This window comes from Parafrankia irregularis (assembly GCF_001536285.1).
Classification (GTDB): domain Bacteria; phylum Actinomycetota; class Actinomycetes; order Frankiales; family Frankiaceae; genus Parafrankia; species Parafrankia irregularis.
Map to the genome: position 1 here is coordinate 87,670 of NZ_FAOZ01000011.1, position 24,859 is coordinate 112,528.

Annotated in this window: 21 protein-coding genes; 12 read left to right on the plus strand and 9 right to left on the minus strand. The window is 71.3% G+C overall.

Annotated features, from left to right (window positions below; genetic code table 11):
• The first annotated feature begins 3 nt into the window (after positions 1-3).
• A complete protein-coding gene (locus tag AWX74_RS18695) occupies positions 4-651 on the plus strand; it encodes a dihydrofolate reductase family protein (protein ID WP_091278369.1) in 648 nt (215 codons plus the stop codon).
• Here the strand turns inward: AWX74_RS18695 and AWX74_RS18700 are convergent.
• Both AWX74_RS18700 and AWX74_RS18705 read right to left on the minus strand, forming a co-directional pair.
• The gene (locus tag AWX74_RS18700; protein WP_091278371.1) at positions 648-1,280 is read right to left on the minus strand and encodes a hypothetical protein; all 633 of its coding nucleotides are present in this window, start codon (positions 1,278-1,280) and stop codon (positions 648-650) included. The two genes, AWX74_RS18695 and AWX74_RS18700, sit on opposite strands and share 4 nt — an antisense overlap.
• A 162-nt stretch (positions 1,281-1,442) precedes the next feature.
• Positions 1,443-1,877, minus strand: a complete 435-nt coding sequence (locus tag AWX74_RS18705) for an SCO5389 family protein (RefSeq protein WP_054568774.1) — start codon at positions 1,875-1,877, stop codon at positions 1,443-1,445.
• 86 nt (positions 1,878-1,963) lie between these two features.
• On the opposite strand from AWX74_RS18705, the gene AWX74_RS42075 reads away from it, so the two are divergent.
• On the plus strand, positions 1,964-2,677 hold the full coding sequence (locus tag AWX74_RS42075) for a Fur family transcriptional regulator (protein WP_226932568.1): 714 nt from the start codon (positions 1,964-1,966) through the stop codon (positions 2,675-2,677).
• A gap of 36 nt (positions 2,678-2,713) precedes the next feature.
• On the opposite strand, the gene AWX74_RS18715 is transcribed toward AWX74_RS42075, so the two are convergent.
• The 3 genes from AWX74_RS18715 to AWX74_RS18725 form a co-directional block, all read right to left on the minus strand.
• Positions 2,714-3,688: a hypothetical protein gene (locus AWX74_RS18715; RefSeq protein ID WP_091278373.1), complete on the minus strand. Its 975-nt coding sequence runs from the start codon at positions 3,686-3,688 to the stop codon at positions 2,714-2,716.
• A gap of 232 nt (positions 3,689-3,920) precedes the next feature.
• Complete coding sequence (locus tag AWX74_RS18720; protein WP_242666309.1) at positions 3,921-5,081, minus strand: CapA family protein; 1,161 nt, start codon at positions 5,079-5,081, stop codon at positions 3,921-3,923.
• Between the two features lie 145 nt (positions 5,082-5,226).
• Positions 5,227-6,141 (minus strand): LLM class F420-dependent oxidoreductase, encoded by a 915-nt coding sequence (locus AWX74_RS18725; RefSeq protein ID WP_091278619.1) that lies wholly within the window; start codon positions 6,139-6,141, stop codon positions 5,227-5,229.
• A gap of 246 nt (positions 6,142-6,387) precedes the next feature.
• Between AWX74_RS18725 and AWX74_RS18730 the strand changes: the two genes are divergently transcribed.
• The 5 genes from AWX74_RS18730 (at position 6,388) to AWX74_RS18750 (ending at position 11,748) form a co-directional block, all read left to right on the plus strand.
• Positions 6,388-7,530 (plus strand): RNA-guided endonuclease InsQ/TnpB family protein, encoded by a 1,143-nt coding sequence (locus AWX74_RS18730; protein ID WP_091278377.1) that lies wholly within the window; start codon positions 6,388-6,390, stop codon positions 7,528-7,530.
• Positions 7,531-7,621: 91 nt separating this feature from the next.
• Positions 7,622-8,689, plus strand: coding sequence for a thiamine pyrophosphate-dependent dehydrogenase E1 component subunit alpha (locus AWX74_RS18735; protein ID WP_193209933.1), 1,068 nt, complete (start codon positions 7,622-7,624; stop codon positions 8,687-8,689).
• Positions 8,690-8,703: 14 nt separating this feature from the next.
• On the plus strand, positions 8,704-9,792 hold the full coding sequence (locus AWX74_RS18740) for an alpha-ketoacid dehydrogenase subunit beta (protein WP_479724498.1): 1,089 nt from the start codon (positions 8,704-8,706) through the stop codon (positions 9,790-9,792).
• A 12-nt stretch (positions 9,793-9,804) separates the two neighbouring features.
• Positions 9,805-11,364, plus strand: coding sequence for a dihydrolipoamide acetyltransferase family protein (locus tag AWX74_RS18745; RefSeq protein WP_091278381.1), 1,560 nt, complete (start codon positions 9,805-9,807; stop codon positions 11,362-11,364).
• 147 nt (positions 11,365-11,511) lie between these two features.
• Positions 11,512-11,748: a hypothetical protein gene (locus tag AWX74_RS18750; RefSeq protein ID WP_006541825.1), complete on the plus strand. Its 237-nt coding sequence runs from the start codon at positions 11,512-11,514 to the stop codon at positions 11,746-11,748.
• 29 nt (positions 11,749-11,777) lie between these two features.
• On the opposite strand, the gene AWX74_RS18755 is transcribed toward AWX74_RS18750, so the two are convergent.
• Both AWX74_RS18755 and AWX74_RS18760 read right to left on the minus strand, forming a co-directional pair.
• Positions 11,778-12,137, minus strand: coding sequence for a hypothetical protein (locus AWX74_RS18755; RefSeq protein WP_091278383.1), 360 nt, complete (start codon positions 12,135-12,137; stop codon positions 11,778-11,780).
• A gap of 299 nt (positions 12,138-12,436) precedes the next feature.
• Positions 12,437-14,266, minus strand: a complete 1,830-nt coding sequence (locus AWX74_RS18760; RefSeq protein WP_091278385.1) for an acyl-CoA dehydrogenase — start codon at positions 14,264-14,266, stop codon at positions 12,437-12,439.
• Positions 14,267-14,470: 204 nt separating this feature from the next.
• Here AWX74_RS18760 and AWX74_RS18765 point away from each other — a divergent pair, with 204 nt between their 5' ends.
• The gene (locus AWX74_RS18765; protein ID WP_091278387.1) at positions 14,471-17,638 is read left to right on the plus strand and encodes a patatin-like protein; all 3,168 of its coding nucleotides are present in this window, start codon (positions 14,471-14,473) and stop codon (positions 17,636-17,638) included.
• Positions 17,639-17,665: 27 nt separating this feature from the next.
• Here the strand turns inward: AWX74_RS18765 and AWX74_RS18770 are convergent, their stop codons facing one another.
• Both AWX74_RS18770 and AWX74_RS18775 read right to left on the minus strand, forming a co-directional pair.
• On the minus strand, positions 17,666-18,289 hold the full coding sequence (locus tag AWX74_RS18770; protein ID WP_091278389.1) for a hypothetical protein: 624 nt from the start codon (positions 18,287-18,289) through the stop codon (positions 17,666-17,668).
• Positions 18,290-18,576: 287 nt separating this feature from the next.
• The gene (locus tag AWX74_RS18775; protein ID WP_091278391.1) at positions 18,577-19,203 is read right to left on the minus strand and encodes a nitroreductase family protein; all 627 of its coding nucleotides are present in this window, start codon (positions 19,201-19,203) and stop codon (positions 18,577-18,579) included.
• A 167-nt stretch (positions 19,204-19,370) separates the two neighbouring features.
• On the opposite strand from AWX74_RS18775, the gene AWX74_RS18780 reads away from it, so the two are divergent.
• The 4 genes from AWX74_RS18780 (at position 19,371) to AWX74_RS18795 (ending at position 24,844) form a co-directional block, all read left to right on the plus strand.
• Positions 19,371-19,826 (plus strand): MarR family winged helix-turn-helix transcriptional regulator, encoded by a 456-nt coding sequence (locus AWX74_RS18780; RefSeq protein ID WP_091278392.1) that lies wholly within the window; start codon positions 19,371-19,373, stop codon positions 19,824-19,826.
• A gap of 52 nt (positions 19,827-19,878) precedes the next feature.
• Positions 19,879-20,814 (plus strand): ABC transporter ATP-binding protein, encoded by a 936-nt coding sequence (locus AWX74_RS18785; RefSeq protein ID WP_091278394.1) that lies wholly within the window; start codon positions 19,879-19,881, stop codon positions 20,812-20,814.
• The gene (locus tag AWX74_RS18790) at positions 20,811-21,536 is read left to right on the plus strand and encodes an ABC transporter permease (protein WP_091278396.1); all 726 of its coding nucleotides are present in this window, start codon (positions 20,811-20,813) and stop codon (positions 21,534-21,536) included. The genes AWX74_RS18785 and AWX74_RS18790 overlap by 4 nt, the downstream gene beginning before the upstream one ends.
• Before the next feature lie 104 nt (positions 21,537-21,640).
• The gene (locus AWX74_RS18795) at positions 21,641-24,844 is read left to right on the plus strand and encodes an adenylate/guanylate cyclase domain-containing protein (RefSeq protein ID WP_091278397.1); all 3,204 of its coding nucleotides are present in this window, start codon (positions 21,641-21,643) and stop codon (positions 24,842-24,844) included.
• Positions 24,845-24,859: the final 15 nt, after the last annotated feature.

Here is a 24,859-nt window from a genome sequence, read left to right on the forward strand (position 1 = left end):
GGCATGGGCCTCATCCACATCGAGCTGTTCACCACCCTCGACCTCGTCGGGCAGGCACCCGGCGGCCCCGACGAGGACCCGGTGGGGTTCCCGTTCGGCGGCTGGCAGGCGCCCCTGCTGGACGAGGTCGCCGGGGCACAGGTCATGGCCGCGTACGAGGGCACCGACGCCCTCCTGCTCGGCCGGCGGACGTACGAGATCTTCGCCGCCTACTGGCCGCACCAGGAGAGCGGCGTGGACGGCGGGATCGCCACGCTCTTCAACAGCGTCCCGAAGTACGTGGCCTCCCGCGGCCGGCCCGACCTCTCGTGGGCCGGGTCCACGCGGCTCGGCCCGGATCTGGCCGGCGCGGTGCGGGAGATCCGGGACCGGCACGAGCACGTGAAGGTCGTCGGGAGCCTGAACCTGGTGCAGACACTCCTGCGCGAGAAGCTCTTCGACCGGCTTGACCTCTGGGTGCACCCGGTCATGCTCGGCGTCGGGAAGAAGGTGTTCGACGGTGGCGCGGTGCCCACGAACGTCACCCTCCTCGAACCGCCCGTGGCCAGCCCGACCGGCACTGTGTACCTGCGCTACGGCCTCGCCGACGGCACGCCCGGAACAGGCGACATGGCCGCACCCGATCGCGGCACCGGTCGCGACAGCCGTTAGCGCAACGTCGCCGGAGCGCCGCCCGCGGCCCTGGTGCCACCGCCCGAACCAGCGGATGTCACCGTCGAGCTTCCGGCCTGGGCCAGGGGCAGACCTGTGTGCAGCGACAGCGACTCCCAGGACGTGTCGCCGTCCGCCAACGCCGTCCTCAGCTGGGACTGCAGCTCCGGCAGGGGAACCTGGGTCCCGTCGAAGAGGTGGGCACAGGTCTGCGCCGCGGCCGCGTAGCGCTCGATCCCGCCGGTGAACATCCCGTTGGCCTGCGGGTCCGGGCCGGCAGGCAGCCTGTTCGCGGCCTTGGTCTCCGCTGCCAGCTGGGTGCACCGCGGCTGAAGCCCGGCGCCGTCCTGGGCCTCGAGGTAACCCCGGACCGCCGCGACGGTCGTGGCGATGCTTGCCCGCAGCCCCTGGGTGGACTGATACCAGTTGGTCAGCTCCGAGGTGTCGAACGCGGCCTCTGCCGGAGCCGCGGTCGCCATGACCTCGTGCTCCTCCGAGCCGCCGACGAGCACACATCCGACGACGAGCGTGAGAGCACCGACCAGTGCCGCGCCGGTCGCCGCCGGCGACAGCGGCGGTTCCGCGATCGGCCGGAACCCCGTCCGTAGCCAGACCGGACGTCCCGCCAACTTCCACCCCCGCCACCCGATGGCGTGCCGGAACCATGATCGGCACAGACTGAACGCAAACAATACGGAAAGACTACGGGAGCGTGGGCAGGGCCCCCGCGTCTGTCCTAACCTGCGCGTTCGGAGCCTGTCAGGGAAAGCTCGACACAGCGGGGGCCGGTCTCAGCAGTTGACGAATTCCGGGCGCTGGTTGAGCACCTGGGCGCGCGACGAGACAAACGCCTGGTGCTGGGGGCTACCGACCGCATTCGGCGGGAAGACGGCGACCCGGTGGCAGTTCTGGAACGCCAACGCCACGCCGAAGTGCCGCTCGAGCGCGGTGCGGATGGACGTACTTGCCATCGCCCGCAGCAGCTGCCCACTCGCGGCATCGTCCGGCGGCGGTACCTGGTTGTCGACGAACACGCGGGCGGGAGCCTGCGTCGGGACCTGTGCCGGCCCCTGCGCCGTGCCCTGTGCCGACAGCTCGGCGGCCAGTGTCTCGACCAGCTCGTACGCGAAGGGAAGGGAGGCCCGCACACAGGCGAGGAACTCCTCGTCCGTCAGCTGGTCCGCGTTCGCGGCCTCGACAAGTTCGGGCGTGACGGTCAACGACATCTGGGACCTCCGGTGAGACGCACGGTATGGCGACTGATCGCGCCGACAACGTGACCCACGGTCGCACAAAATGAAAACCGTTGTCAATGTCATGCCCCCGGATACGACTGGGCGGTTCGCGCGTACTCCAGCCGAGCCGGGTAGATGAGAGAGTGGATGTCGTGGCGAAGGTGGAAGGCGACCGGGTGGGCGCCACAGACGACACGAGCGGCGTAGACGGCACGAGCGGCTCGGGCGGCACGAGCGGCTCAGGCGGCACGAGCGGCTCAGGCGGCACGTCAGCAGCGTCCGACCAGGGCGCGGTAGAACCGCGCACCTCAGAGCAGCGCGCGAACGGACCCGGCTCCGGTGCGCCCGGGGGCTCCGCGGGCAGGCGCACCGCCCAGGGGCGCGCCTCCGTCCGGGCGACCCGGCAGGGTGACGCCGTGTCCTCCGCGCTCGCGGCGACGAACGCCTTCACCAGCGCGCAGGACCTGCATGCCCGCCTGCGCCTGTCGGGCCAGTCCGTCGGCCTGACAACGGTCTACCGGCATCTGCAGGTGCTCGCCGAGCGCGGCGAGGTGGACGTCCTGCGCCGGGACGACGGGGAGACGGTGTACCGGCGCTGCACCACCGAAGCGCACCACCATCACCTGGTCTGCCGGCACTGCGGTCACACCGTGGAGATCGCCGGCCCCGAGATCGAGGCCTGGACGTCGTCGGTGGCGAGCGCGGAGGGTTTCACCGAGGTCGTGCACACCGTCGAGATCTACGGAACCTGCGCGGAATGCACAGCGGCCGGGCCCACAGAGACGCTGTGAGCCCGGCCCGCGGTCAGGTCGGTCTGGTCAGTGAGGTCAGTGACAGACGGCGCCCGGGGCGCCGAACCCCGGCTGGGCAAGGTCGAGATCGAGGGTGTTGTTGCGCCCGCTGATTCCCTTGAGATCGATGACGCACTCACGGTTGGTCGCGGTGTCGGTAACCGTTATGCGCTGCGGGCCGGCGTACATGGCACCGCTGTCCCAGGTTGACGCGCCGGAGCTCGTGAAGACGGCGAACGACGAGATCGGATAGCCGTTCGAGGACTCGGCGTTACCTCCGAAGATAAGGAACTTGACCCGGTCCTTCGCCGGCGCACGGCCGCCGTCCGTAAGCCGCCCACCGACACGAGCCGTACCCGGATCGTTCAGGGTTGCCAGTTTGATGCGGCCAACCCAGGCCGAATACGTCCAGCCGTTTGCATGGTGATCGAAGACGTCGATGTAGAACCGCGAGTGGACGAATTCCGGGTCCCGGTCGAGCTGCGGGTAGAACTCGAAGGAAAGGCCGGCCGTGCGACTGCCCCAGCTGGTGTTGAGCGTGCCGCCGTGGACGAGGTCGGGCTGGCTGTCACCCATGAAGTAGCCGTGCGGGAACATGAGGCCCTTGCCGGTCGCGAAGCGCGTGTAGGTCGCGTAGCTGCCGCGCTCCTGACAGGCGTTGACGTAGGTGTCGCCGGTGCCGGTGGCCCGGTTGTAGTTCTGGCAGGGCAGGTAGGGCTGCTGGGTCGAGCCGAGAACCAGGTCGACGCCGACGGCGCCCGAGATCGGCACGGGGTTTCCGTTCTGGTCCGTGAGTCCCTCGAAGGGGACGGCGACGCCCAGGCCCCGGGTGGTGTCGCCGGCGTACTGGGTGGTGTCCGCCGCCCACGCGGGGGTGGATCCCCCCAGGGTCAGCAGGCCACTGCCGGCGAGAAGGACGAGTACGGCCAGGAATCTCCGGCGCGGGCCGGTCGCCCGGCGGCGGTGATGGTGACGGTGACGGTGCCTTTGCTGCTGCGCGGTTCGCGACACGACGCTCCCGTAGCTACCTGGACTGGGCGCGGGAAACCAGCGGCCGACAGCCGGCGGACATCGGCGAGGAAGTTCGCAGATATCCGTGGCGCGGACCTTCGGCGGAAACGGCGGAAACGGCGGAGAAACAAAATCCAGCACGTTTCATGGCTTCCCGCCGGCCAAGTTACCGGAGAGCGTGTGAAAGCCGGTCGTCCAGGAGCGGAGAATTACCCCAATGGGCGGTACGGGATCACCAGGGCGCGGTGCCCGTGAGCCCGGCGCAGCCGCGCAGGCTGTTCCACTTGTCGAGGGCCTGGGTACCGGCGGTTCCGGTCAGTGGGCTCGGCGCCCCGTCGACAATCCGACCGGGAACCCAGTTCGCCGCGGTCACCGCACGGCCCCGGAACGTCAGCTCGAGTACCCCGGTCTCGGTGTTCGGCCCGGTTCCCGACGCGTAGAAGACGAAGTTACCGAGGCCGTACGCGACATAGGCACCGTTGCTGCTCCACCCCGCGCCCTGCAGGACATGCGCGTGCCCGCCGATCAGCGCGTCCGCGCCGGCCGCGACGAGCGGGGCGACCAGGCTGCGCTGGGCCTGGTTGGGGCAGGTCTCCCGTTCCGTTCCCCAGTGCAGATAGACAATCAGGGTGTCGACGGTGGGCCGAACCGCACGGATGGCCGCGGCAAGGCGTTCGACGTTCTTCGCCGAGGCGAGGCCAGGCTTGCCGGGACCAGCCGTCCACGCCGTGGCGAGCTCGTCGTCCAGAACCTGGGTGGCGCCGAAGATCGCGATTCGCTGGCCGTTCACCGTGGTCAGGTACGGGGCGTAGGCCGACGTGTCGTCGGTCCCGATCCCGACGGTCGGAAAACGCGCCTCGCCGGCGCTGCGCAGCGTGTCCGCGAGGCCGTCCTGCCCGTAGTCCATGCCGTGGTTGTTGGCCATGTTCACGACGTCGATGCCGGCACCGCTCAATGCGGTGAACGCTGTGGGCGGCGCCCGGAAGACGTAGGTCTTGGTCGCCGGTGTGCCGCCCGTCGTCACCGCCGTCTCCAGATTGACCATGGCGAGATCGGCGCCGGCGAGATTCTGCGCCATCGGGCCGACCGCTGTTTCCGGATTCTGCGTGAGTCGCTGCCGCGAGGACCCCTCGAAATGCACATCGCCACCGAAGGCGATACGCACCGGATTTCCGGTGGGCTGCCGCGGGCCGTTTCCGACCGCGGCCGGTTCGGCCGGCTTGGATGATTCGGGGGCGGCGGGCAGGCTGGCCGGCGGGATCACCGCGCCGGCCCGCACCGAGCCATCACCGGCAACCGAGGATCTATTGCCGTCACCCGCGCCCAGCAGGCCAAAGGTGGCCAGGACCACGCAGGTGACGGCGGCAAGAACGGAGCCGCCCAGGAGGGGCACACCCCAGCTTTCCCTGAATCGTCGACCACGACCGGAGATCGGTCTGGGTCGGTCGCGCCCCCGACCACCGACCATCTTCGTGACTCCCGCCCCACGAGAATTCCCGAGCGGAAGCCACACTACCTTGGCAGCCGGCGGCCGCCGGCTAAAGCGACAGCAGCGCCGGGGCCAGCTCGCGCCACTGCCGCCGAGGCAGCCCGCGGCGGTCGAAGTCGAGCACCTGGACGGCCACCTGGTCGGCGCCGGCGTCCAGATGCTCCTTGACCCGCCCGAGCAGGACGTCGACGTCCCCCCAGGGAACGATCGTGTCCACCAGGCGGTCTGACCCGCCATCGGCGAAATCACCGTCGGTGAAGCCGTAGCGGCGCAGGTTGTTGGTGTAGTTCGGCAGGCGCAGGTAGGACCCGGTGTGGCGGCGGGCCAGCTCCCGCGCCTCGGTCGCGTCCGGGTGCAGGACGAACGCCTGCTCCGGCACCAGCAGCTTGCCGGGCCCGAGGACGGCCCGGGCCGCCGCCGTGTGCTCCGGCGGCACGAAGTAGGTGTGCGCGCCGTCCGCGCGGTCCCGGGCGAGCTCCAGCATCTTCGGGCCGAGCGCGGCCAGCACCCGCGGCTGGGTGCCCTCCGGCGGAACCGCCCGGTACTGCTCGGACGCCATCCGGTCCATCTCGTCGAGGTAGGCCCGCATCTGGCCGAGCGGCCTGGAGTAGGTCGCGCCGCGGATGCTCATCAGCTCCGCGTGCGAGACACCGAGCCCGAGCAGGAACCGCCCCGGGTGGGCCTCGGCGAGCGCGAGCTGCCCGGCGGTCATCGTCAGCGGGTTGCGGGCGAGGATCTGCGCGATGCCGGTCGCGATCGTCATCCGGCGCGTCGCGGCGAGCATGAGGCCGGCGGTCACCAGCACCTCGCGGCCCTTGACCTCACCCGTCCACAGTGTGGAGTAGCCCAGGTCGTCCAGCTCCGCGACGGCCTCGCGGACGGTGCCGGCCGGCGAGAAGTCGAACTGGCCGCTCCAGACACCGACCTTGCCGAGCCGCGCCTCGACCGGCGGCCGGGCGGACACAGGTGCGGAGGCGGAGGCATCACTCGCGTGGTCGCTCACGCGGTCACCGTATCGAACCGTCCATGGTCACTTGTAGAGACCGGCCAGTGCGCCCGCGTCGCCGCGCCGGGTTGCCACCTCCCGAATGAGGGCTATCGTTTGCCGTTGTGACCAGTAAAGGTAGCGCGCAGGCCCCGTCCTCCAGGGCAGGGTTAGTGCGTCAACTCCGCGGTCGGGGTGACAGACGCGGGGGGTATTCTGTCGGTTATGGCGAGTCGGGCGGCGAAGCGGGCATACAGGTACCGTTTCTACCCGAATCCGAAACAGGTAGAGAACCTCGCAAAAACCTTTGGCTGCGTGCGCTATGTATACAACCGTGCGCTAGCCGAACGGCACCGGGTCTGGGCCGGGGAGCAGCGCCGGATCAGTCATGCCGAAATCGACAAAATGCTCACAACGTGGAAACGCGAACCGGGCACGCTCTGGCTCGCCGAGCCGTCGAAGGGCCCACTGCAGGCGACGCTTCGGCACCTGCAGACCGCGTACGTGAACTTTTGGCAGAAACGGTCCGACTATCCTACGTTCAAGAAGAAAGGAAAGACCACCGACTCCGCGACCTACTTCCGGAACTGTTTCACCTTCCGGGATGGTCGGATCACGTTGGCGAAGCACGACCGGCCGTTGGACGTCGTGTGGTCTCGTCCGTTGCCTGCTGGTGCGGTGCCGTCCCAGGTCACGGTGTCCCGGAACAGCCGTGGCCAGTACCACGTCTCGATCCTGGTCGAGGAGTCGATCTCCGCGCTGCCGGCGTCGGTGGGACGGGTGGGGATCGACGCCGGGGTCACCTCACTGGTCACGCTGTCGACCGGGGAGAAGGTGCCGAACCCGAGGCACGAGCAGCGGGATCGGGAACGCCTCGCCCGGGAGCAGCGGGCGCTGTCCCGCAAGGCGAAGGGCTCGGCGAACCGGGCCAAAGCGCGGTTGAAAGTCGCCCGGGTTCATGGTCGGATCACCGACCGGCGCCGAGATCATCTCCACAAGCTGTCCACGAGGATCATCCGCGAGAACCAAACGGTGGTCATCGAGGACCTCGCGGTGCGGAACATGGTCCGGAATCGTTCACTTGCCCGGGCGATCTCGGACGCATCATGGTCGGAACTGCGGCGGATGCTGGAGTACAAGGCCGACTGGTACGGCCGGACGGTCATCGCCGTCGACCGCTGGTATCCGAGCTCGAAGACCTGCTCGTCCTGTGGGGCACAGGTCGAGGTTCTGCCGTTGAATGTTCGGGAGTGGGCCTGCCGTTGCGGTGTGGTGCACGACCGGGACGTGAACGCGGCGCGCAACATTCTGGCCGTGGGGCTCACGGTGTCAGCCTGTGGAGACGGAGTGAGACCACCCCGTTCCTAGAACAGGGAGGCGTCTGTCGATGAAGCAGGAGAACCCGCCCGCGAGGGCGGGAATCACCGGCCTTCAGGACGGGGAAGATGTCAAGGAGCTGGTGCAGCTGCTCACCCCGGATGGCCGGCGTACCACCTCGGGAACCGGTCCCGAGGCCGAGTACCAGGCGTTCGTCGCCGAGGTGACCGACGATGACCTGGTCGGCCTCCTGCGAGACATGACCGTGGTGCGTCGCCTCGACGACGAGGGAACGGCCCTGCAGCGCCAGGGCGAGCTCTCGCTGTGGGCGAGCCTGCGTGGCCAGGAGGCCGCCCAGGTCGGCTCCGGGCGAGCTCTGGAACCCGCCGACATGGCCTTCCCGTCCTATCGGGAACACGGCGTCGCCTGGTGCCGGGGCGTCGACCCGCTCAAGCTGTTCGGGCTGTTCCGGGGCACCTCGCTCGGCGCCTGGGATCCGGCCGAGCACGGCTTCGCGCTCTACGCGATCGTCGTCGGCTCGCAGACGCTGCATGCCACCGGGTACGCGATGGGCGTCGCCCGCGACGGCGGCGAGGGCGCGGTCATCTCCTACTTCGGCGACGGTGCGTCCAGCGAGGGCGACGTGAACGAGGCCTTCGGCTGGGCGAGCGTGTTCGGTGCGCCGTTGGTCTTCTTCTGCCAGAACAACCAGTGGGCGATCTCCGAGCCGTACCGGCGACAGAGCCGGGTGCCGATCTACCAGCGCGCCCGCGGTTTCGGCTTTCCGAGCGTGCGGGTGGACGGCAACGATGTGCTCGCCACCCTGGCCGTCACCCGGTGGGCCCTGCGCCAGGCCCGGTCGGGAGCCGGTCCGGTGCTGGTCGAGGCACTGACCTACCGGATCAATCCGCACACCACCGCCGACGACCCGTCCCGCTACCGGCCGGCGGACGAGCTCTCGACCTGGCGTCGACGCGACCCCATCGACCGGCTGCGGACGCATCTGCGTGCCAGGGGCGTCCTGACCGACGACCTGGAGGCGAGCATCACCGCGGAGGCGGACTCCACCGCCGCCGACCTGCGGGCACGCTGCCTCGCACTGCCCGACCCGCCCGGCGACGCAGTTTTCGATCACGTGCAGGTTGAGGAGAACAATCTGGTTGCCGCCGAGCGCGCCGCGTTCGTGAGTCTTCGGGGAGCGCTGCATTGACGACCGACCTGACCATGCGGACCTCGGACGACGGTCACGCCGACCGCGCTGACGACAGCCCCCAGGAGCCTCCCCCTGTGGCGCCCACGGCCAGTGCGAGCGTCCGCCGCACACTGACCCTGGCGAAGGCCCTGAACACCGGTCTGCTGGAGGCCATGAAGGCCGACCCGAAGACCGTGATCATGGGGGAGGATGTCGGCAAGCTGGGCGGCGTCTTCCGGATCACCGACGGGCTACAGGAGCTCTTCGGTGAGGAGCGGGTGATCGACACGCCGCTGGCCGAGTCGGCCATCGTCGGCACGGCGATCGGGCTGGCGATGCGCGGTTTCCGCCCCGTCTGCGAGATCCAGTTCGACGGGTTCGTCTACCCGGCCTTCGACCAGATCGTCAGCCAGCTCGCGAAGCTGCACTACCGCTCGGGCGGCCGGATCAGGCTGCCGGTCACGATCCGCATCCCCTACGGCGGCGGCATCGGCGCGGTCGAGCATCACAGCGAGTCACCTGAGGCGTACTTCTGCCACACCGCCGGGCTGCGGGTCGTCACCTGCTCCAGCCCGGCGGACGCCCATCTCATGATCCAACAGGCGGTGGCCTCGGACGATCCGGTGATCTTCCTGGAGCCCAAGCGCCGGTACTGGGAGAAGGGCGAGGTCGACACCACACCGCTGGCCGACCTCCCGGCAGATCTGCGCACCGATCTGGGTACCTCACGTGTGGTCCGTTCCGGCCAGGACGCCACCCTGGTCGCCTACGGGCCGATGGTCCGCACCTGCCTGGACGCCGCCGACGTCGCCGCCGAGGAGGACGGGCGCTCGCTGGAGGTCATCGATCTCCGTTCGCTGTCACCGCTCGACCTCGACCCGGTGATCGAGTCGACCCGCCGCACCGGGCGGCTGGTGGCGGTGCACGAGGCGCCGTCCAACGTGTCACTCTCGTCCGAGATCGCGGCCCGGGTCACCGAACAAGCCTTTTACCACCTGGAATCACCGGTGCTACGGGTGACCGGGTTCGACACCCCCTATCCTCCCGCCCGGCTGGAGGACCACTACCTGCCCGACGTCGACCGCATCCTCGATGCCGTGGACCGGACGTTCGGCTACTGAGGGAGATCGCCGGTGCCCCATCGACAGTTTCGTCTTCCTGACCTCGGCGAGGGCCTCACCGAGGCGGAGATCGTCCGCTGGCTGGTCGACGTCGGCGAGACCGTGACCGTCAACCAGCCCCTGGTCGAGGTCGAGACGGCGAAGGCCGTCGTCGAGATCCCCTCCCCGTTCGCCGGTGTGCTGGTCGAGCGGCACTGCGAGGCCGGCCGCGAGCTCGCCGTCGGCGCACCGCTGCTGACCATCGACGCCCCGGGCGACGAGCCGTCGGCCGGGGCGCTGGACGGGCCACCGGCGGCATCCCTGCCGGAGTCCCGCTCCGGGGAGGCCGGGGACGCCACCACCGCGCCGGCCAGCGCCGGGCCAGGCAGCGGCGGGCCAGGCAGCGCCGCAGGCCGACCGTCGATGGCCACGGGCCGCACCCCGATGTTGGTCGGCTATGGTCCGCGCAGCTCCGAGCCGGAGCGCCGCCGTCGGCGTCGCCAGCGCGACGAGTCCGCGAACGGCGGCGCGCCCGCAGCGTCAACGGCAGCCGCGCCTGCGACAGCCGCATCGCCGGCGCGCTTGGGCCGGGCGGCCGCGAAACCACCCGTGCGCAAGCTCGCTCGTGATCTGGGTGTGGACCTCTCCCTCATCGTCGGCACCGGCCCCGCGGGTTCGATCAGCCGGGCGGACGTCGAATCGGCAGCGGCGCGGGGCACAGCGGCTGCCGCGGTCGGCCTCGCCTCCGCGGCACCCTCGGCACCACCGGCACCCTCGGCACCCCTGGTACCCGCCGCACCCCCGGCGCCGAACGGACACAAAGAGCCCACACGACGCGTGCCGGGAGCAATCCCGGACGACGCCAGCTTCGACCCGGCCACCGGTGCCTGGCGGATCCCGGTCACCGGCATCCGACGCACCATGGCACGGGCAATGGCCGCCAGCGTGTTCACGGCGCCGCACGCCACCGAGTTCCTCAGCGTCGACGTCACGGAGGCCGTGGCGGCGAGGGAACGCATCACGGCGCTGCCCGACTTCGCCGGAGTTCGGGTCACACCGCTGCTGCTCGTGGCGAAGGCTCTGATCACGGCCGTCCGGCGCCACCCGCTCATCAACGCGACCTGGGTTGACGGGGCCGCCGGCGAGGACGCGGAGATCCGGGTGCGGCCGGAGATCAACCTCGGCATTGCGGTCGCCGGGCCGCGCGGTCTGGTGGTCCCGAACATCCCCGACGCCGGGTCGTTGGACCTCCCCGGGCTGGCCCGTGCCCTGCAGTCGCTCACCGAGGCCGCCCGGGCGGACAGGCTGCGCCCGGCCGACCTCTCGGGCGGCACCATCACCATCACCAACATCGGCGTCTTCGGTGTGGACACCGGCACGCCGGTACTCAACCCGGGTGAGGCCGCGATCCTCGCGCTCGGCGCGATCAGGCCCACGCCCTGGGTGCACCGCGGCGAACTGGCCGTACGCACGGTGGCGCAGCTCGCCCTCACCTTCGACCACCGGGTGGTGGACGGCGAGCTCGGGTCGGCCGTGCTGGCCGATGTCGGCGCGATGCTCGCCGATCCCGTGGTCGCCCTGGCCTGGAGCTGAGGGCCCTGAACTTCGCGCATCGCCTCATACACCCCCTCGGGAACAACGGACGCATAGGGGTGCACAACGGAGACAGGTATCCCTCCTGGTACGGTTGCGCCTCACACCCGGCATCCGGCTCGACTTCCGCCACGAAGAGGTGAACGCATGACGCGCGTGGAGGCTCTGCAGGCCGCCGACGAGTTCGTCGCGAAGGTACTGACCTCCGCCAGCACCAGCGGCCGGTTCAACGGGGCGCTCAACCTGGCCGAGCGGGTGGACCTGACGCTTCGAGTGGCCCGGTTCCTGCTGGAGGGGCAGTCGTCCTCCGAAGCTGACGACATTCTCAAGCGGGACATGCGCAACGAGCTCGACCAGGCCTTCCCGCCGCTGCGCACCACCTGAGCCCAGCCCGCCGCCTGGCGGCGGGGCCCTCAGCGCAGCGGCCGAAACCGGTCCCCGCGCGCGGCGGCGGCCTCGTGGCCGGTGGCGATCGTGGCGCCGGCCCCAGGGTGGATCGGGTCCTGGTGCGGCGGCGCCTCGACCTGCATGGTCGGATCCACCAGAATCGCGTCGTCGAGGCTGACCGGCGGCGGCGTCCCGTGGTCGATCGATTCCTCTACCAGGCGGCGGCGCCACTGGTCGCGGTAGAGCGTGACAGCCAGCCCCACACAGCTGACGATCATGAAGATCACGCCTACAGCGGTCAGGTCGAGACCGGACGGATCCGCGTTCACGGCGAACGCGAGCACGGCTCCGAAGGCAAAAAGAAGAAGACTCAGCGGGATGCCCATGGGGCCCGTCTACCCCGAAACGGCCGCCATAGCCGCACCTTGCGCGTATCTGCCCACATCGGCCGCCACCGCCGTCTGCAGCACCAAAAACGTGCGCAAATGACTACAAACAGCACAAAAGATCCCTGGTGATCCGCAAGAAGTGGGGGTTTCGGTTGCTGTCGCAGCCGTAATCTTCACTTCTTGCTCCGGAGCAGCGGCCCGGTAGCGGATGGCAGCGGCCGACGAAGAAGATCCGCCCGCAGTGGCACCAGGCCACCACGGGCGGATCGGCGATCAGACGAACCGGCGGAAGCGGATCAGAAGGCCTCTTCGGCCAGCTCCATCAGCCCGAGACCGGTCTTCTCCAGCGTCGTCCGGCGGGTGTGCAGCTCGGGCAGGACATCCGCCGCGAACCAGCGAGCGGCCGCGACCTTGCCCTCGTAGAAGGCACGGTCCCGCTCGGACGAGGAGCCCGCCAGGCCGACCAGAGCGGCCTCCGCGCCGCGCAGCAGCAGCCAGCCGATGATGAGGTCACCCAGGCTCATCAGCAGCCGGGTGGTGTTCAGACCGACCCGGTAGACCTGGGCCGGGTCCTCGGCGCCCTTGGTGAGGAAGCCGACCAGCTTCGTCACCATCGCCTGGACGTCCTCCAGCGCGGCTCCGAGCGCCTCCCGCTCGGAGCGCAGGGCGCCGTTGCCCGCGTCGCCCTTGACGAACTCCTGGATCTGGCCGAACAGCGAGGTCAGCGCCTGCCCCTGATCCCGGACGATCTTGCGGAAGAACAGGTCCTGGCCCTGGATGGAGGTCGTCCCCTCGTACAGGGTGTCGATCTTCGCATCCCGGATGTACTGCTCGATCGGGTAGTCCTGCAGGTAGCCGGAGCCGCCGAACACCTGCAGCGAGGTTGCCAGCAGTTCGTAGGAGCGCTCCGAGCCGACTCCCTTGACGATCGGGAGCAGCAGGTCGTTCATCCGCTCGGCGGCCTCGTTCGCCTCGCCGCGGGCCGCGGCGAGCGCCACCGCGTCCTGGTACGTCGCGGTGAACAGGACCAGGGACCGCATGCCCTCGGCGTAGGCCTTCTGCAGCATGAGCATCCGGCGGACGTCCGGGTGGTGGATGATCGTGACGCGCGGCGCGCTCTTGTCCGTCGACCGGGGCAGGTCCGCGCCCTGCACCCGCTCGCGGGCGAACTCCAGCGCGTTGAGGTAGCCGGTGGACAGGGTGGCGATGGCCTTCGTCCCGACCATCATCCGGGCGTACTCGATCACCCGGAACATCTGGGCGATGCCCTCGTGCACGTCGCCGACCAGCCAGCCGATCGCCGGCTCGCGCTCACCGAAGCGCAGCTCGCAGGTTGCGGAGACCTTCAGGCCCATCTTCTTCTCGAGGTTGGTGACGTAGGCGCCGTTGCGGGCGCCGAGCTCACCGGTCTCCGGGTCCGGCATGAACTTGGGGACCAGGAACATCGACAGGCCCTTGGTGCCGGGGCCGTGCCCCTCGGGACGGGCGAGCACCAGGTGGAAGATGTTCTCCGGGACGTCCCAGTCACCGCTGGTGATGAATCGCTTCACACCCTCGATGTGCCAGGTCCCGTCCGGCTGCGCGATGGCCTTCGCCCGCCCGGCACCGACGTCGGAGCCGGCGTCCGGCTCGGTCAGCACCATGGTCGCGCCCCAGTGCCGCTCGATCGCCCACCGCGCGAACTTCTTCTGCCACTCGGTGCCGATGCTCTCCAGGATCGCGGCGAAGGTCGGGCCTGCCATGTACATGAACACGGCCGGGTTCGCGCCGAGGATCAGCTCGGCGGACGCCCAGGCGATGGTGGGCGGGGCGCCCATGCCACCAAGGTGCGGCGGGAGGAACAGCCGGAACCACTCGCCGTCGAGGATCGCCTGATAGGACTTGCGGAACGACTCGGGCAGGGTGATCTCGCCGGTGGCGGCGTCCAGCACCGGCGGGTGCCGGTCGGCGTCCGCGAACGACTCCGCGATCGGGCCGGAGGCGACCCGCTCCATCTCGGCCAGGACCTCGTGGGCGGTGTCGCGGTCCATCTCCGCGAAGGGCCCGGTCCCGAGCGCCCGGTCCACGCCGAACACCTCGAACAGGTTGAACTCGATGTCCCGAAGGTTGCTCCGGTAGTGACCCATGGACGGTTCCTCCCCTCGACCTCACCGCCTGATCATGAGCGGCGCGGACGTAGTTACTCGCTGGTAGGTGATGCCCATGCTACCCGCGAGTAACCATCACGGGAAGAAGATCCCAGGACGAAACAGCCAGGGGGCACACAGTCGGCCGCAGATCTGCGAAAGCACACCGTGTCACCCATTTCCGGTACGTCTACTCTTGCGACCATGACGGGGGGCAACGCAGAGCACACGGACGAGTTCGACGAAGGGACCACGCAGGAGATCCGGCTCGCGGTCGTGATGACCGGCGGGGCGAGCCTGGCCGTGTGGATGGGCGGTGTCGCGCGCGAGATCAATCTCCTCACCGCCGCACGGGCTCACCAGGATGACCCCGCCGTCGCCGGTGCCCGTGACTGGTCCGTCACCGACACGGCGGTCGCCACCCGCTGGGCCGCCCTGCTGGCGGCCCTCGACCTCGAGGTCTCGGTGGACGTCCTGGCCGGCGCCTCGGCGGGTGGCATCAACGTGGCACTGCTGGGCTACGCGAACGTGCAGGACACCGACCTCGGACCGCTGCGCGACCTGTGGATCCAGCTCGGCTCGCTGCGTGAGCTGATGCGGCGGCCCGACGCGCACAGCTTCCCGTCCCTGCTGCGCGGTGACGAGGTCATGCTTCCGGCGCTGCGCAGCGCGCTGCAGAGCCTCGACCCGCGCCCGGGGACCGGCACGCCGGTCTCGAACCACGGACCACGGGCCCACTCGGCGCGAACGATCCGGCCGACCTCGGTGTTCATCACCACCACGATCCTTCGCGGCGAGACCAGCCGCTGGCCGGACGATCTCGGCGGTCTCGTCCGCGACCGCGACCACCGTGGTCTGTTCGTCTTCGGGGAGGACGACCTCGCCGATCCCGAGGGCGCGGCCCGCCTCGCGCTTGCGGCCCGGGCCAGCGCGGCCTTCCCCGGCGCCTTCGAACCGGCCTACATCCCGGTCCGGAACTCGCCGGACAGCGCTCATCCCGACATGGCCGACCATGTGAACGCGGCCGGCGACTTCCACGGCTCGGACGGCGGCATCCTCGTGAACCGTCCGCTCGGGCCGGCGCTGCAGGAGATCTTCGACCGGCCCACGCGGGGGCGGCAGGTCCGCCGTGTGCTCACGTATGTGGTGCCGGCACCGAACCCGCCGGCCGACGGGGCCGACGGGGCGAACGCCGCCGACGCCGCCGACGCGGCCGATGAACCAGCCGACAGATCCCCCCCGTCCGCCGTCGACACCCTGCTCGGTGCGCTGAGCGCGGCGCTGAACCAGTCCATCTCGACGGACCTGCGCCGCATCAGTGCGCACAACGAGGCGGTGCGGGGGCTGCGGACAAGCCGGCGCCGGCTCGCCCGTCTCGCCCCGGCCGGCGGGCCACGACTCGCCGACCAGGACGTCTACACCACCTACCGGGCGCAGATCGCCGACCGCGCGGCGGACCTCGTCATCGACACGTTCGACCGGATCGTCATCGACTCGCTCACCGCCCCGACCCCGCCGGACGCCGTACCCGCCGACGCGGCCCGGCGGCTCGCCGACGCTCGCGGACGCGCCGAGCTCCGGCTGGCGGCCGTCAACGCGGCGACGGCGGAGTTTCCCGACCGACTGCCGGGGGCGCGCGACCTCGGCGAGCTGTGGCGGCTGGGCCGTCCCGCGGTGGACGCCGTCAAGGGCACGCTGATCTCCATGATCAACGAGGGCTACGTCCTGACGACGGATCCGGACGAACGCCGGGCGCTGAGCGCCATCGCCCGGGGAGTGCACGGCGCCGTCGTCGCGCCGCGGGAACAGGCCGGAGCCCAGCTGCTCCCGCTTCCGTCGACGCCCGCGAACAGGGGCGCGTTCACGGTGGTCCGCCACACCCTGCGCGACCTCGCCGGGGCGTCGTCGGACGCGGTTGTCGCCGAGGCCGCCAGGCGCTGGCTGCGCGGCGCCGGCGACGCGCAGACCAGCAGAACCGATCTGACCCTCGCCTGGAGCACGCTGAGCTCGCTCGCCGAAAGCCTGCGCGGCCTGTTGGACCGGATCGTGGCCCGCTCCGGCAACAGCGACGGCAACGGCAACGGCGACGCTCCGGGCGACCGGCCGAGGACCGCGGTGGCCGACGGCCGGCTGGTGTCGGCCGCGCTGCTAGCGCCACCACCACCACGCGGCCGTCGGACCGGCCTGAGCCTGGCAGCCCGGCGTCAGCGAGCCGCCCAGGGGCTGCGGGACTTCATCAGGTACCTCCCGGCCGACCGGGAGCGGGCCGCGATCGCGCTGCTCGACCTCCACCTCGTCACCCGCACGCTGACCGGTACCGACGTCATCGACCAGCCGGTCGAGCTGGTCCAGGTCAGCTCGGACATCCGATGCGATCTCGATCCGGCCCGCTCCGACGCGCATCACAAGCTCACCGGTCTCGCGCTCGGCTCCTTCGGAGCGTTCGCGAAGTCGTCCTGGCGCGCGAACGACTGGATGTGGGGTCGCCTGGACGGCGCCGCCTGGCTGGTCCGCATCCTGCTCGACCCGCGGCGACTTGTCTGGTTACGCGACCTGGCGGTGGAGCGCGCGGGTGGTGACCCCGCCGCCGGCGAGAGCTGGCTCGCCGGGTTCGTCGCGGTGCTGTCGACGATCGCGTCGACACCGGTGACCGAGCCGGTGCTGGCCGAGCTGGCCTGGCTCGACGACCCGGCTGCCCCGGTACCGCCCGTCCTGCCGGAGACCGCGGCGTGGGTCGCCGCCGGCATTCAGCGCGAGATCGCCGCCGGTGAGCTGGTGAGCGTCGCCACCGCGGTCCGCGCGGACATCAGGGAGACGGGCGCGGCGGTGGGCCGGAACCGGGAGTTCCTCGACGCGGTGCCCACGAAAGCCGCCGGTTCCGCCGGTGCTGCCGGTGCCGGGGCTGCCGCTGACGGGGCTGCCACTGACGGGGCTGCCGGTTCCGCGGAACCGGCCGTCGACCGGGTGGATCCCGCCGACACCGACCGGGTGCTGCGGCTCTGCCACGTCGCGGACGAGCGGCTGACCGACCGGCCGAACAGCCGGATTCTCGTCTCCCTGGTCGCCCAGACCCTGGCCGTGCTGACCGCTTGGCTGGCGTCGTTGCACGCGCTGCCGTGGCCCTTCCGCCCGGCCGCCTTCGTGGTGCGCACCATCACCCGGCTGCTCTATGCCGCTGTCGACGACGCCGTCCGCCACCGCCACCGGGTGACCACCGGCCTGGGAGTGATCATGCTCGTCGGTGGTCTGGCGGTCGCCGTCACCCAGGGTGGCGTGGTCGGCGGGCTCGGAGTGCTGGCCACCGCGGCAGGGCTGGCGCTGGTCGGCCTGACGAGTTGGCGCACGGTCGTGGGCAGCCGGCGCCGGTCCTGAGCACCCACGCCCGTCAGGAGACGTCTCTCAGGAGACGTCCGCCCAGCGCATTCCGCCGTCGGACTCGCGCAGGCAGGACACCGGCCGCCCGCCCGCACCCTGGACGATCTTCCCGACGTCGTCGGGGTCGCACTCGCTGCCGGGCTGGGGCCCGGCCTGCGCCGACTGCGAGGGCGTCTCGGGGGACCAACGGCCGGAACTGCCCACCTGTGCCCCCGCGACCTTCGGCTCCGGTGCCGGAACGCAGTAGAGGAGCAGGCCGTTGACGGCCATCGCGGGCTCGACATCGAGATCCGGGATGCACGCCTCGCCCAGGAAGACCGGGGACGGCGCCACCGAAGGCAGACCGGAGACGGGCAGCCCCGTCGACGCTGCGGCCGGCCCGGTGGCGGCGGTTCCGGGCGTGGCCGCCGAGCCCGCCCCGGTCCCGCCGGTCGTGCCGGTCCCGCCGGTCGGAGCAGGCGTTGACGCCGGCGCCGGCACCGTCGGCGACGGGCCAGCGGCGGCGGCCGCGGCGGCCGCGGCGGCCGGCTGGGCGCCCGTGCTCGAGGTGTCGGCGCCCGACTGCGCGCACCCCACCAGCGCCCCCGCGAACAGCACGCCGACGATCACGACATGACAGGCCCTACCGGACGGGCGAGTGCTGGTCACCGCGCCACTCCCCTCGCAGGCCCTGGCTCTCGGCCTCAGATCCAGCTTAGGTAGCTCCAGGCGCCGGATGTCGCTACTTTCCGGGACCAGTACCCAAACGGACCGGCCCCGGCCGGTGCCGGGCTGTCGTCGTCGCTGCCTCCTCCGGCGCTGGTCGATGGCTCCGTGACAGCGCGAGAACGCCGTCCGCAGGTGTCTCTCTACCCCGCGACACGCCCATCGCCACCATCAGGCCCGATGCGGTCCGTGGACGTCCGGCGGGGGTACCGGCGGGGGCACCGGCGCGGTCAGTGGGTCTGCGCCGGCACCGCGACGGTGGTGCCCGCCAGCTCCAGCACGGCGAGCTCACCGGTCGCGGTGAGCTCGGAGGTGACTGCCGCCAGATCGGCCGGCTCACGGGGCGGGATCGGCACCGCGTCGGACAGCGTGCCGAGTTCGATCCAGCCCATCAGCTCCTCGGCGCCGGTCAGGCCGAAAACGGCGCGGACCTGGTCGCTTTCGGGTAGCGGCACGGACTTCCACGCGGACGCGACACCCTGGGCGTGGGCGGCGAGGCAGATGTTCTGCGCCGCGGCGGCGGCGGAGGCGTCCTGTTCGGCGCGGGGAACCCGGGCGCCCGGCACCCGTGAGGCGATCACGGCGATGAGGGCCGGCGAGCGGGTCGCCTTGCCGGCGGCCTTGCGGACCACCGGCTCGGCCAGTTCGCCGACGGCCTCGGCCGCCTGGCGGATCGCGTCGGCGAGCGCGGCGCGCGCCTCGCCGCGCACCACGACAAACCGCCACGGGCGCAGCGTCTTGTGATCGGGTGCGGTGGTCGCGGCCGCAAGCATGACCGCGAGCTGTTCGGTGGTCGGGCCCGGCTCCACCAGGCGGGTGGCGGTGCGGCGGGTCATCAGGCAGGTCAGGGCGTCCACGTTGCTCCGTTCGACTCGGGATCCGAGCACTGGCGAGGCTCGCGCTTCCCATTTCAATGAGGTTCCCTCATAATAGGGCAGGCTCCATGCTTCATGCCTCGCCAGAGTCCCTTGCTTCACAGATCGCAGCTACTTCACAGATCGCAGCGAAAGGCGGACCTCGGGCGATGCCCCCACCCGACACCGGCGACCCGGTCATCGACCTTGTCCTCGCCGTGGGCCATCAGGTCAGGCGCGCGGTCAACGAGGCCCTGCGCACGGGCGCCGGCCTCACGCTCGCCCGCCTGAAGGTGCTGCGCCTCGTCGCGGATCGGGGGCCCGTCCGACCTCGCGACCTGGCCCAGGCCGTCGCCGTCGCGCCGCGGACGATGACCGAGACCGTCGACGGGCTGGAGGCCGATGGCCTGGTGTGCCGCCGGGTGGATCCCACCGACCGGCGGGCGATCCTGCTGGAGCTGACGCCGCTGGGCCGCGCCACGCTCGACCGCGCGCAGACGCACGCCTCGGGTGCCGTCGCGCACTTCACCGGCGCGCTGTCCGCGGACGAACGGGCCACTCTGGGCCGTTTGCTCCGGCTCCTGCTCGACAACGCGTCCGCTGGTAACACACGACCGTTACCGTGAGACGATCACAGGGGCCGTTCCGACCGAGGAGGCCACCGTATCCAGCTCCGCCATGGTGGGTGAGCGCACCCGATCCGGCCGCGACACCGCTGCCGCGATCGTCGATGTGCGCGGCCTCACCAAGCGGTACGGGCGGGTGGCGGCCCTGCAGGACGTCTCGTTCACCGTCCCCGCGGGGGCGGTGACGGGTTTCCTCGGCGCGAACGGGTCGGGCAAGACCACGACTCTGCGCATCCTGCTCGGTCTGGTCGCGCCCACCAGCGGAAGCGCACTGATCCATGGCCGCCCCTACCGGGAAATGTCGGACCCGGCGAGGACAGTGGGCGCCGTGCTGGAACCGACCGCTCACCCTGCCCGCACCGGGCTGGATCATCTGCGCTGCCTGGCGCTCGCGCTCGGCCTGCCACGCCGGAGCCGCCGGCACGCCGTCGACGAGGTGCTCGGCACGGTCGAGCTCACCGCGGCGGCGGATCGGCCGGTGGGGGCCTACTCACTGGGCATGCGCGGGCGCCTCGCCATCGCGTGCGCCCTGCTCGGCGATCCCGAGCTGCTCGTCCTCGACGAGCCCGCGAACGGCCTCGACCCGGAGGGAATCCGCTGGCTGCGGCGCTTCCTGCGGGACTGGGCCGCGCAGGGGCGCAGTGCGCTGGTGTCCAGCCATGTGCTGGCGGAGGTCGCACAGACGGTCGACCACGTCGTGATCATCGACCGGGGCCGGGTGGTGCTGGCCGCGGAGGCCGCCGCGGTGGGCGCGGGCCGGGTCGAGGTCCGCACGCCGCAGGCGGACCAACTCGCCCAGCTGCTCGGCGGCGCGGGTGTCGTGCGCACCGGCCATGACTCGCTTCGGCTGCCGTACGGCTCGGCCGAGCGGGTGGGGCAGCTGTGCGCGCTGCACGGAATCCCCCTGGTCGAGCTGCACACCACCGGGCCGGACCTTGAGCGGGCCTTCTTCGAGCTGACCGGTCGGGCAGCCGGTGGCGCCGCATGAGAGCCGGCGGCACCACGAAAACGCGGCAGCATCTGGTGGCCACCGAGCTCCTCAAGATTCTTACTGGCCGGTGGCAGCTCGTCGGGCTCCTGGCGGTCCTCGCCGTCCACGCCCTGCCACTGTTGCTGTGGGGCGCCCAGGCGGAGCCGGCGCTCGAGTGGAACGGCCTGCGCTCCCGCTCGGGCTGGCTGCTCGCCTACGCGATGATGTTCTTCGGTGTGGTCCTGACCTCCAGCGAGTTCCGGTTCCGCACGGTCACCCACTCCTGGCTCATCACCCCCGGCCGGGTGCGAGTGCTGGTCGCCCAGGTCACGGTCGTGGCCCTGATCGGAGCCCTCCTCACCACCGCCGTCTTCACGGCCTGGTGGCTACGCGGCGCCAGCCGGCACGGTGCGGCCGCGATGCGCGCGGGCCGTCCGGCCGAGGTGCTGTCGGCGTATCTCATCGTGGTCGTCGTCGTGTGCGCGACAGGAGTCACCGGCGCGGCGCTGGGTGCCATCACCCGCAGCCTCGGCCTCGCCGCCGCGACCATCGCCCTGTGCGGCCTGGTCGAGGCCGTGTCCGACGGGGGCCGGTTCCACGGTCCGGTCACGGCACCATCGGGTGTTCTGCTCTGGCCCACCACCGAGACGAACGCCACCTCCCTGTCCGCCGCGATCGCGTGGGCCGTCATCCTGACCGCCGTCGCGAGCGCCTCACTGCGACGGGATCTGCCATCCTGAACAGCCCTCAGCCCGATTCCGTGATGTGGCATAGGTCACTGCCGGCACGGCGCGTCTCCGCATCCCTTTCCGCTCGGCACCACGATCGGCCTACGATCCCGCACATGGCGCTGTGCCCGACATGCGGGGAGCAGGGGAACCCCGATCGAGCGCGCTTCTGCTCCGAGTGCGGGAACCCGCTGCCCGTCGCCGGCAGCGGCGCACGCAAGATCGTCACAATCATGTTCGTCGACATCACCGGGTCGACAGACATGGGCGAGAAGATCGACTCCGAACAGCTGCAGCAGGTCATGTGGCGGTTCTTCACCACCGTCCGCGAGGTCATCTACGCCCACGGCGGATCCGTCGAGAAGTTCATCGGGGACGCGGTGTTCGCCGTCTTCGGCATCCCGGTGCTGCACGAGGACGACGCGCTGCGCGCCGTCCGGGCCGCGCTGGACATCCGCACCGCGATGGAGGAGCTCAACGCCGAATTCCACCGCGATCTGGGCCTTCGGCTGCGGGTGCGGATCGGCATCAACACCGGCGAGGTGACCGTCGCCGGCGGCGGCGCGACGGGTGACCCGGTCAACGTGGCCTCCCGGCTGGAGGAGGCCGCCCCGCCGGACGAGATCTTCATCGGCGACAGCACCTACCGGTTCGTCCGCCACAGTGTCACGGTCAACCCGGTCGGGCCGCTGGTGGTGCAGGGCAAGCGAGAGCCGGTGCGGGCGCACCGGCTGATCGGGCTGCGCAACCCGACGGCCGGCCCCGGCCTGCGGGAGCCCGTGCAGGGGTTCGCGGCGCCGGTGATCGGCCGCAACCGCGAGCGCCGTCGCATCCAGGACGCCTTCGAGGCGGTCGTGGAGGAACGGACCTGCCACCTGTTCACCGTGCTGGGGCCCGCCGGCATCGGCAAGTCCCGGATGGTCGGCGAGTTCTGCCAGTCCATCACCGGCCGCGCGACCGTGCTCTCCGGCCGTTGCCTGTCCTATGGCGAGGGCATCGCCTACTGGCCGCTGATGGAGATGGTGCGCCAGGCCACCGGCATGTCCGCCGACGAGAGCGCGCCGGACGGCCGCCTGCGCCTCAAGAGGCTGCTCGCCGGCGTCCCGCAGGCCGCCGAGGTGGTGGACGCACTCGCCCCGCTGGTCGGGCTGGGTGGCGCGGAGCTGGGAACCCAGGAGAGCTTCTGGGCGGTGCGCACCTTCTTCCAGGCGCTGGCCGAGCAGCGGCCGCTGGTGCTGTGGTTCGACGACGTCCACTGGGCCGAGCCGACCCTGCTGGATCTGATCGAGCACGTCGCCGACTGGTCCCGCGACGCTCCCATCCTGCTGCTGTGCCTGTCCCGGCCCGAACTGCTGGAGGATCGGCGCCAGTGGGGCGGCGGCAAGCTCAACGCCACCTCGATGCTGCTGGCACCGCTCACGGAGGACCGCTGCCACCGGCTGATCCGTACCCTGATGGGTTCGGACGACCTGGATCCAGCCCTGGTCTCCCGGATCACCACCTCGGCGGCGGGCAACCCGCTGTTCGTCGAGCAGATGGTCGCCGCGCTCGTCGACGACGGCCTGCTGCGCCGGGAGGGCAACCGGTGGATCGCCGCCGGCAACCTGCGCGGCGTCACCGTGCCGCCGACCATCTCGGCGCTGCTCGCGGCCCGTCTCGACCGCCTCGACCCGCCGGAGCGCCAGGTCCTGGAACGGGCCGCGGTCGTCGGCGAGCGCTTCTACCTGGACGCCGTGGTGGAGCTCTCCGAGCCGGCGGAGCGGCCCTACGTCCTGGATCACTGCCTGTCGCTCGTCCGCAAGGAGCTGGTGCATCCCGACCGCTCGGACCTGCCGGGAGTGGAGGCGTACCGGTTCCTGCACGTCCTGCTGCGTGACTGCGCCTACCAGACGACGTCCAAGCGCCAGCGCGCCGACCTGCACCAGCGGTTCGCCGGCTGGCTGCAGGCCCGGATGGTCGGCGGCCCGGGTGAGCACGACGAGCTGGTCGGCTACCACCTGGAGCAGGCGTACCGCTACCGGGTGGAGCTCGGCCAGCGCGACAGCGAGATGGTGGAGCTCGGCCGGTCCGCCGCCACCTGCCTGATCGAGGCGGCCGACCGGGTTCGCCAGGGTGACGAGACAGGCGCCGCGCAGCTGCTGAAGCGCGCGATCACGCTCCTTCCTGAGACCGACCCGCTGCGGCTTCGCGCGGAGATCGACCTCGGCTGGGCGCTGTACTCGTTCGGCCGGCTCTCCGATGCCGAGCGCATCCTGCGCCAGGTCAGTGAGCGGGCCCGGCGCGCCGGGGAGGACGGGCTGCGCGCCCACGCCCGCCTCGCGCACCTGCGGGTGCTGTTCGCCACCGATCCGGAGGGCCTGGTGGCGAGCACCCTCACCGAGGCCACGGCGGCACTCGCCTCCTTCGTCCGCGACGGCGACGACGTCGGGGCGGCGCTCGCCTGCCGCAGCCAGAGTGCCGCGTACGGCGCCGCCGGGCAGTTCGCCGCCGCCGAGAAGGCCCTGGAGAACGCGGTGCGGCACGCCGAGGAGTCCGGGGTGCCGAGGGCCGCGCACTCGTTGCGCCGCGAGCTCGTTCTCCTGCTGAGCCTCGTGCCGAGCCCGGTGCCCTTCTCGATCGTGAAGGCCACCGCGATGCTGGAGGCGGCCGGTGACGACCGTGGCCTGCGCCGGGCGGTTCTCGCCCAGCTCGCGCTGCTCAACGCCATGTCAGGCGACATGGAGGCCGCCCGCACCCACCTCAAGGACGCCGACGAGCTGATCGGGGACATCCGCGGCGCCCGGACGGACCCGTTCCACAGCGGTTTCGTCGTCGCCCGGGTCGCGCTGCTCGCCGACGAGCCGGAGATCGCCGAGCGCGAGCTTCGCCGCAGCTGCCGCCAGCTGTCGCGGATGGGCGAGCGCGCGCATCTGGCGACCCGGGCCGCCCTGCTCGCCGACGTCCTGGTCCGGCTGGGCAAGCTGGAGGAGGCGACCAAGTACGTGAACCGCTGCCGGGACGCCGCCGCGGGTGACCAGCTACCGGCGCAGGCCGGCTGGTGCTCGGTGCACGCCCGGCTGCTGGCGATCTCCGGCCGGGACGCCGAGGCCCTGCGGTTCGCCGACACGGCCTGCGATCTCGCCAGCCGCACCGACGACGTCGACGGGCAGGGCACCGCCCTGCTGGCCCGCGCCGAGGTGCTCTACCGGGCCGGGCGCAAGGAGGACGCCGCGGAAAGCCTGGAGGCCGCCGCGGCGCGCTTCCTCCGCAGGGGGAACCGCGCCGCCGCGACGATGGGCCGGCGGCTGTTCGAACGCCTCAACGCGGAGCATCTCGGCTGAACAGCACCTGCACCT

Bases quoted from the DNA above. Each gene is read 5' to 3' on its own strand.
- AWX74_RS18695 (WP_091278369.1), top strand. From the start codon at position 4: ATGGGCCTCATCCACATCGAGCTGTTCACCACCCTCGACCTCGTCGGG.
- AWX74_RS18705 (WP_054568774.1), bottom strand. From the start codon at position 1,877: ATGTCGTTGACCGTCACGCCCGAACTTGTCGAGGCCGCGAACGCGGAC.
- AWX74_RS42075 (WP_226932568.1), top strand. From the start codon at position 1,964: ATGTCATGCCCCCGGATACGACTGGGCGGTTCGCGCGTACTCCAGCCG.
- AWX74_RS18730 (WP_091278377.1), top strand. From the start codon at position 6,388: ATGGCGAGTCGGGCGGCGAAGCGGGCATACAGGTACCGTTTCTACCCG.
- AWX74_RS18740 (WP_479724498.1), top strand. From the start codon at position 8,704: ATGCGGACCTCGGACGACGGTCACGCCGACCGCGCTGACGACAGCCCC.
- AWX74_RS18750 (WP_006541825.1), top strand. From the start codon at position 11,512: ATGACGCGCGTGGAGGCTCTGCAGGCCGCCGACGAGTTCGTCGCGAAG.
- AWX74_RS18755 (WP_091278383.1), bottom strand. From the start codon at position 12,137: ATGGGCATCCCGCTGAGTCTTCTTCTTTTTGCCTTCGGAGCCGTGCTC.
- AWX74_RS18760 (WP_091278385.1), bottom strand. From the start codon at position 14,266: ATGGGTCACTACCGGAGCAACCTTCGGGACATCGAGTTCAACCTGTTC.
- AWX74_RS18765 (WP_091278387.1), top strand. From the start codon at position 14,471: ATGACGGGGGGCAACGCAGAGCACACGGACGAGTTCGACGAAGGGACC.
- AWX74_RS18780 (WP_091278392.1), top strand. From the start codon at position 19,371: ATGCCCCCACCCGACACCGGCGACCCGGTCATCGACCTTGTCCTCGCC.
- AWX74_RS18785 (WP_091278394.1), top strand. From the start codon at position 19,879: ATGGTGGGTGAGCGCACCCGATCCGGCCGCGACACCGCTGCCGCGATC.
- AWX74_RS18790 (WP_091278396.1), top strand. From the start codon at position 20,811: ATGAGAGCCGGCGGCACCACGAAAACGCGGCAGCATCTGGTGGCCACC.
- AWX74_RS18795 (WP_091278397.1), top strand. From the start codon at position 21,641: ATGGCGCTGTGCCCGACATGCGGGGAGCAGGGGAACCCCGATCGAGCG.